This is a genomic window from Hydrogenophaga palleronii NBRC 102513 (assembly GCF_001571225.1).
Lineage (GTDB): Bacteria > Pseudomonadota > Gammaproteobacteria > Burkholderiales > Burkholderiaceae_C > Hydrogenophaga > Hydrogenophaga palleronii.
Genome location: NZ_BCTJ01000013.1, coordinates 112,594 through 119,326, shown reverse-complemented (window position 1 = coordinate 119,326; position 6,733 = coordinate 112,594). Strand labels below are relative to the sequence as shown.

The 6,733-nt window shown below is 64.4% G+C and carries 6 protein-coding genes; 4 read left to right on the top strand and 2 right to left on the bottom strand.

What is annotated here, in order from left to right; translation table 11 throughout:
• Positions 1–126: 126 nt before the first annotated feature.
• On the top strand, positions 127–585 hold the full coding sequence (locus HPA01S_RS11530; protein WP_066270057.1) for an Lrp/AsnC family transcriptional regulator: 459 nt from the start codon (positions 127–129) through the stop codon (positions 583–585).
• Between the two features lie 34 nt (positions 586–619).
• Here HPA01S_RS11530 and HPA01S_RS11525 read toward each other — a convergent pair whose 3' ends face one another.
• Positions 620–2,314 (bottom strand): FAD-dependent oxidoreductase, encoded by a 1,695-nt coding sequence (locus HPA01S_RS11525; protein WP_066270040.1) that lies wholly within the window; start codon positions 2,312–2,314, stop codon positions 620–622.
• Positions 2,311–3,141 carry a sugar phosphate isomerase/epimerase family protein gene (locus HPA01S_RS11520; RefSeq protein ID WP_066270036.1) on the bottom strand — a complete coding sequence of 277 codons (831 nt, stop codon included), beginning with the start codon at positions 3,139–3,141 and terminating at the stop codon, positions 2,311–2,313. The genes HPA01S_RS11525 and HPA01S_RS11520 overlap by 4 nt, the downstream gene beginning before the upstream one ends.
• A gap of 89 nt (positions 3,142–3,230) precedes the next feature.
• Between HPA01S_RS11520 and HPA01S_RS11515 the strand changes: the two genes are divergently transcribed.
• From HPA01S_RS11515 to HPA01S_RS11505, 3 genes are all read left to right on the top strand, one after another.
• Positions 3,231–4,148, top strand: a complete 918-nt coding sequence (locus HPA01S_RS11515) for a LysR substrate-binding domain-containing protein (RefSeq protein ID WP_245638626.1) — start codon at positions 3,231–3,233, stop codon at positions 4,146–4,148.
• Positions 4,149–4,483: 335 nt separating this feature from the next.
• A complete protein-coding gene (gene metC, locus HPA01S_RS11510) occupies positions 4,484–5,686 on the top strand; it encodes a cystathionine beta-lyase (RefSeq protein ID WP_066270032.1) in 1,203 nt (400 codons plus the stop codon).
• Between the two features lie 77 nt (positions 5,687–5,763).
• Positions 5,764–6,732, top strand: coding sequence for a Bug family tripartite tricarboxylate transporter substrate binding protein (locus HPA01S_RS11505; RefSeq protein ID WP_066270030.1), 969 nt, complete (start codon positions 5,764–5,766; stop codon positions 6,730–6,732).
• The last annotated feature ends 1 nt before the right edge of the window (position 6,733 follow it).

Genomic DNA, 6,733 nt, shown 5'->3' with positions numbered 1-6,733 from the left:
TTGAGGCCGGTCGAGTGCCGGGGTGCTTCAGCGTGAACCATCCATCGGAAATGGCACCAGCGCCAACCTCGACACGTTGCGCGCAGCGGTCGAGACCTGAATACAAAGGAAGACATGGCCAACACACTGGACAACACCGACCGCGCCATCCTGGCGTTGTTGCAGAAGGACGCGACACTCTCGGTCAACGAGATCGGTGAACAGGTCAACCTGTCTTCCACGCCTTGCTGGCGGCGCATCCAGCGCCTCGAACGCGAGGGCTACATCCAGCGCCGCGTCGCCTTGCTCGCCCCCGAGAAGCTCAATGTCGGCGTCACCGTGTTCGTGGCCATCAAGACCAACCAGCACAACGACAAGTGGTTCCAGAAGTTCGCTGATGTGGTCTCCACCATTCCGCAGATCGTCGAGTTCTACCGCATGAGCGGCGACAACGATTACCTGCTGCGCGTTGTGGTGCCGGACATCAAGGCCTACGACGCGGTGTACCAGCGGATGATCCGGGAGATCGAACTCTTCGACGTGAGCTCGAGCTTCGCGATGGAGCAGATCAAGTACACCACGGCGCTGCCGCTCGACTACGCCTGAGCTTCAGGCAAGGCCGCCGAGTCGGCGGGGGCGCTCACGCGCCTGCCGCGTGGCGACCGGCGATGAAACCAAAGGTCATCGCCGGGCCGAGGTTGATGCCGCCAGACGGGTAGTGGCCACCGAGCGCGCTGGCCATGTCGGTGCCGACGGCGTACAGACCGGTGATCGGTGAGCCCTCCGCGTCCGACACCTGTGCATGCCCGTTGGTCTTCAGACCCGCAAACGTGCCGAAGCTGCCGGGCAGCACCTTGACCGCGTAGAAGGGGCCTTGCGCGATGGGTGCCACGCAGGGGTTGGGGCCCTCATGCAAGGCATCGCCCATCCTGCGGTTGTAGGGCGTGGTGCCGCGGCCGAAGTCCGGGTCCTTGCCACCGTGCGCGTGCAGGTTGAAGCGCTCCACGGTCGTATGGAGTGCATCCTCCGGCAGGCCGCACGCACGGGCCAGCGCCTCGATGGTCTTGCCGGTGCGCAGATAGCCGCTGCGCAAGAAGCGCCCGAACGGCACGGGAAAGGGGCGTACATATCCCAGCCCATACCGACGCAGGAAACGGTGGTCGCACACGATCCAGGCGCACACCTCTGTGCCCTGCGGCGCCTGCGCGACCATGGCCGCCACGAAGTCGTGATACCCGGTGGCTTCGTTGACGAAGCGCTGGCCATTCGACAACACCGCGATCAGCCCCGGTTTGGCGCGATCAATGATGTGCGGGAAATGGCCCACGCTGCCATCCGCGTGCGGCACGCGCGACACCGGCGCCCAGGCCACGGGCGAGGCCAGGTCGGTAGCTTGCACACCGCCCGCCGATTCGCCCAGCGCAATGCCGTCACCCGAGCAACTCGACGGCGGGAGCGCCAGATGCTCGTGGCCCGTGGGGGTTCGCGGGAACAGCGCCTTGCGGCGCTCCACATCGTTGGGGAAGCCACCTGCCGCCAGCACCACACCGCGTGTGGCGTGGATTTCCACATCGCCCTTGGCGGTGCGCACCACGGCACCACGCACCACGCCGTTGTCGAGCAGAAGGCGCTGTGCCGATGCCGACTCGATCATCCGCACGCCCAGATCGTCAGCCGATTTGGCCAGCCGTCCAATGAGCGCCACGCCATTGACGAGGTGCATCGCGCGGCCATGGAACGCCAGGTCGCGCAGGTGGCGCGTGAAACGGCGTGTCACGTGGAAGAACGCCTTGAACGAGCGCGTCATGTTCAGGAAAGCCGCGAGGTCGGGGCCGGCCATGATGGGCATGCCCATGAACGACGTTTCGCGCAGGGTGGGTCGCAGGCGCTTGTGAAGAGCCCCCAGGTTGCGCGCGTCGTACGGCGCGGCGATCACCTGTCGGCCCGCTTCACTGGAACCCTCAAGATGCGTGTGAATGTCGGGGATGCCGTTGCCATCGACGAACTGCAGCGCGGTGTGTTGCTCGAAGAATTCGACCATCTTCCCGGCGTTGTCCAGAAAGGCGTTCACACGCTCGGGATCATGGCGTTCGCGCAACACGTTTTTGAGGAAGGTGCGCGCCTGCGCCGGGTCGTGCGCGTAGCCGGCGCGCTTCGCCAGCGGGTTGCCCGGCACCCACATCCAGCCGCCCGACCACGCAGAAGCGCCGCCAATGACCGGTGCCTTTTCCACCACCACGACCCTCAGTCCGTGCCATGCCGCCGTCACGGCGGCCGCCAGCCCGGAGGCCCCCGAACCCACCACCAGCAGGTCGCAATCCATACGTTCGTTCATGCCCCTTGCCCCGTGCGGTCGAACTGCGCCAGCACAGCCCGGGTTGCCGCGAGAGCGCGGCGCGCACGCTCCACCGCTGGCACGCTGCGTGCCAGCGTGTGCGTGGGCACTTCGAGGCTGATGGGGATGTCCAGGGGCATGGCCTGCAGCAATCCGGGCAGGTCCAGCCCGCCATCACCAGGAAACAAGCGCTCGGCCCGCGCCTCGTGCAGGACCTCTTCCAGGGTGGGGGGAATCGCAGCGGGCGCGTCACAGAACTGCATGTAGCGCCATTGAGCGGCGGGCACACTGGCGATGTCGGCCATGGTGCTGCCCGACCGGCTGAAATGGAACGGATCGAGCAGAACAGAGGCGTTGGGCTGTGCGCAGCGGCGCACCACATCGGCAGCCTGTTGCAGGTTCTTCGTGTCGGTCCAGGGCATGAACTCCAGCGCCGGATGCAGGCCGTAACGCCCGGCCAGTTCGCAGAAGGCCGCGAACGAATCGATCAACCGGCCCTCGTCCGGGTCGTTGCCTGCCACCAGCACTTCACTGGCGCCCAGTTGCGCAGCCGCTGCGAGGGCGGCTTCATGGTCGGCAACTCGCGTGTCCGGCTTCATGCGGAAGATCTCGGCGTCCAGCACCTTCACGCCGGTATCGCGCAGCCGCCTTTCGATTTCGCGCAGGCGCTGGGTGTCGCCGATCAACCCGTACTGCGGTTCGGTCGTCGTGGCCGGGATCAGGCGAATGCCGACGTGCGTAAAACCCGCGTCGGCTGCGCAGGTGACCATGTCTTCGGGCGTGAGCTCCAGAACCGTGAGGGCGGCCAGCGAGATGATGCGGTTCATGTAGAGCGGCGTGTGAATCGAGGGGCCGAATCTATAGGAACTGGAATGGAATTTGAACTGCGGGTTCGTGTCAGTATGATTCACGAATCGTGAAGTCAGATTTTCAAATCAGCGATCTGCGCCTGTTCTGTCTGGCCGCACGCAAATCGAGCTTTTCGGCCACCGCGGCCGAGCTGGGGGCGTCACCGGCGTTCGTGAGCAAACGCATTGCCATCCTTGAAGCCTCTCTTGGTGTGAAGCTCTTTCACCGGGCCACGCGGCGCGTGACCGTCACGCTCGAGGGCGAGCGGGTCGTCGAATCGGCGCAACGCATCTTCGACAGCGTGGACCACCTGAGCGAGACCTTGGCGAGCGGCCGGCAGGAACCGCGCGGCAGCCTGCGCATCACCACCAGCGCGCTCCTGGGCAGGTTGCACATCGCACCGGCGCTCTCGCTGATGGCGCAACGCTATCCGCGGCTGGACATTTCACTCGATGCAGTCGACCGCCGCGTGGATCTGGTGCGCGAGAACGTTGACCTGGACATTCGCGTGGGCGAGGTGGATGAACCCCATTTGATGGCGCACCGCATCGCACCCAGCATCAAGATCCTGTGCGCCGCGCCGTCCTATCTGGATCGCCGTGGCTTTCCGCAATCGCTCAGCGAACTGAGTCAGCATGAGTGCCTGGTGCTGCGCGAGCGCACCCTGGCCTTTGGCGTGTGGCAGCTCAACGGGCCGAACGGTCCCGAGAAGATCAAAGTAACGGGCAAGCTCACATCCAACAACGCCGAGTTCATTCGAGGATGGGGTGAAGAGGGGCACGGCATCCTGTTTCAGACCTCATGGGCCCTGCGCGACGCGCTGCAAACGGGGCGCCTCGTGCCCATCCTCAACGCCTACTCGCAGCCAGCCGACATTTGGGCCGCCAGCACCGTGCGCCTTGGTCACTCGGCCAAGGTACGGGTGTGCGTGGCGTTTCTGCAGGAACACCTGAGCACGGGTGGGCCAATGGCGCTGTCGCCTTGAATCCCGGCCATTCCGGCGCCACCGCCTCGGACGCCTGGGCGTCGACGCAGTCATCCAGTGCATGAGTGGGCTCACGGCGGATGCGGGTAGGCAACGAATGCGTCGACCTCGCCATCCGTGCGGCCCAAAAACCCGCCTCGCTACCCGGCGCCGCCAGCGGCCTTCGTCATCTCGCCCCAGGCCCCAGGCCGCATGGGAACAGATTGCAGCCAAATCAAATCAAGTGGAAATTTTTACCCCGCAAATAAAAGAATAAGGAATTCGATTCTCAACTTGACGTCATTCAAGGCAATTCAGGAAAAAAATTCTCGCGCCACTTGCATAGACTTTCGTGCATGCAACTACATCTCGATCAAAGTCCGCTCTCAGGCCACGCCGACACCTCACTGGCTCATATCGGGCGCGACTCCCAGGCCTTTGGCGGCTTGGTCAACGTGCCTGTGTGCCGGGGTTCCACCATCCTGTCGCACAACCTGGAACAGTGGGAGGCGCGCAAGCTCCCCAGCAACCCCATGGCCAGTTATGGCCGCTTCGGCAATCCCAATACGCGGGCGTTTGAAGAAAGCGTGGCGCAGCTGGAAGGCGGGCACGCCGCCATTGTGTTTCCCTCGGGCCTGGCCGCATGCACCACTTCCTTGCTGGCACTCGTGCGGACCGGAGACCATGTGCTGCTGTCGGACAGCGTGTACGGGCCGACCCGCCAATTCGCCCTGAGCGTACTGGCGCGCATGGGCGTGGAGGTCGAGTTCTTCGACCCGTGCCTGGGCGGCAACATCCGCCATCAGGTGCGATCGAACACGCGGGTGGTGTTCCTTGAATCCCCCGGGTCCATGACCTTCGAGGTGCAGGACACGCCGGCCATTGCAGAGGTTGTGCACGGCGTGGGTGGTTTCGTGGTGATGGACAACACCTGGGCCACGCCGTTGTACTTTCAGGCGTTCGAGCACGGTGTCGACATCTCCATCCAGTCGGCCACAAAGTACATCGTTGGCCACTCCGATGCGCTGCTGGGTGTGGCGACGGCCAACCGGCGCGCCTGGGACTTGCTGCGTGACGGCGCACATGCGCTGGGCCAGACGGCAGGACCGGATGACCTGTTCCTGGCGCTGCGCGGCCTTCGTACGCTGTCGGTCCGGCTGCGCCAGCACGAGAAGAACGCCCTGCACCTGGCCCACGGTCTGCTTGGGCATCCCGCGGTGGCGCAGGTGCTGCACCCGGCGTTGCCAGATAATCCCGGCCACGCCTTGTGGAAGCGCGACTTCAAAGGTTCCAGCGGCCTGTTTGGTCTGGTGTTGAAACCGATGGAACGCGAACAACTCTCCCGCTTCTTCCTGCATTTGCGCCTGTTCGGCATCGGTTTGTCGTGGGGCGGCTTCGAAAGCCTCGCCCTGCCGGTAGGCCAGCCAGTGCGGTCGGTCTCGACGTTCTCTGCGGAGGGCCCGCTGCTTCGCATTCACGCTGGCCTGGAAAATGCTGAGGACCTTCTCCTCGATTTCACCGAGGCCTTGCACGCAGCCTGTTGCAGGTCGCCCGCGTAGCTGCTCAGGCACCCGGGCGCTTGACTCTGTTTTCCCCGCTCTTGCCATTTCTTCCTCCCCTTCAAAGGACTTCCCCCATGAAAGCACTTTTCCTGCGCGTGGCGATCGTCGCGGCCGCCACGCTGACTTGCTCCCTGGGCATCGCCCAGAACGACGCTGTCGACAAGCGTCCGGTGCGTCTAGTGGTTCCGTTTTCGGCCGGTGGTCAGCTGGACGCCCTTGGGCGTTACTTCGGCCAGAAGCTGGCGGCTGCGCTCGACGTGACTGTGGTGGTGGACAACCGTCCGGGGGCCTCCGGCATGATTGCCGCCGCCTACGTGGCGAACGCGCCTGCCGATGGAAAAACCATTTTCTTCACCACGGGTGGCCCGGTATCCATCGCACCGTCCCTGCACAAAAAGATGCCCTACGACCCCGCCGCCGACCTGGTGCCGGTCGCGATGGTCGCGGACATGCCGATGGTGTTCGTGGTGCGACCGGACAGCCCCTACAAGTCCATGAGCGACCTGCTGAACGACGCACGTGCGAACCCCGGCAAGATCACCGTGGGCAACACGGGCATCGGTGCGGTGTCGCACCTCGCGACGGAGTTGCTCTCGCAAAAAACGAATGCCCGTTTCATCCAGGTGCCCTACCAGACCACGGCCACCCTCACGGACCTGATGGGTGGGCAGCTCGACGTCCTGTCCACCAGCGCCACCTCGGTGGAGAAGCTGGTGGCTACGCACAAGATGCGCCCCCTGGCCACGTTCACAGAGAAGCGGCTGAAGACCATGAACGACGTGCCCACGGTGGCCGAGGTCACAGGGGTCAAGGGCGTGGCGTTTCCCGTCTGGCTGGGTGTGATGGTTCGCCAGGGCACGCCGAGCGCGGTCGTCGAGAAACTCTCGAGCGAGCTCATGGCTGCGTGTGCACTGCCAGAGACCAGCGCGCGCTTCACCGACATCATCGTCTGTGCCAACGCGAAACAACTTGGACAAGTCATCAACGAAGACACGGCTCGTTGGCGCGACATCATCACCCGTGGAAACATCAAGGCAGAGTAAT

Excerpts from the sequence above, each read along its gene's own strand:
- HPA01S_RS11505 (WP_066270030.1), top strand. The coding sequence starts at position 5,764 with ATGAAAGCACTTTTCCTGCGCGTGGCGATCGTCGCGGCCGCCACGCTG.
- metC (WP_066270032.1), top strand. The coding sequence starts at position 4,484 with ATGCAACTACATCTCGATCAAAGTCCGCTCTCAGGCCACGCCGACACC.
- HPA01S_RS11525 (WP_066270040.1), bottom strand. The coding sequence starts at position 2,314 with ATGAACGAACGTATGGATTGCGACCTGCTGGTGGTGGGTTCGGGGGCC.
- HPA01S_RS11520 (WP_066270036.1), bottom strand. The coding sequence starts at position 3,141 with ATGAACCGCATCATCTCGCTGGCCGCCCTCACGGTTCTGGAGCTCACG.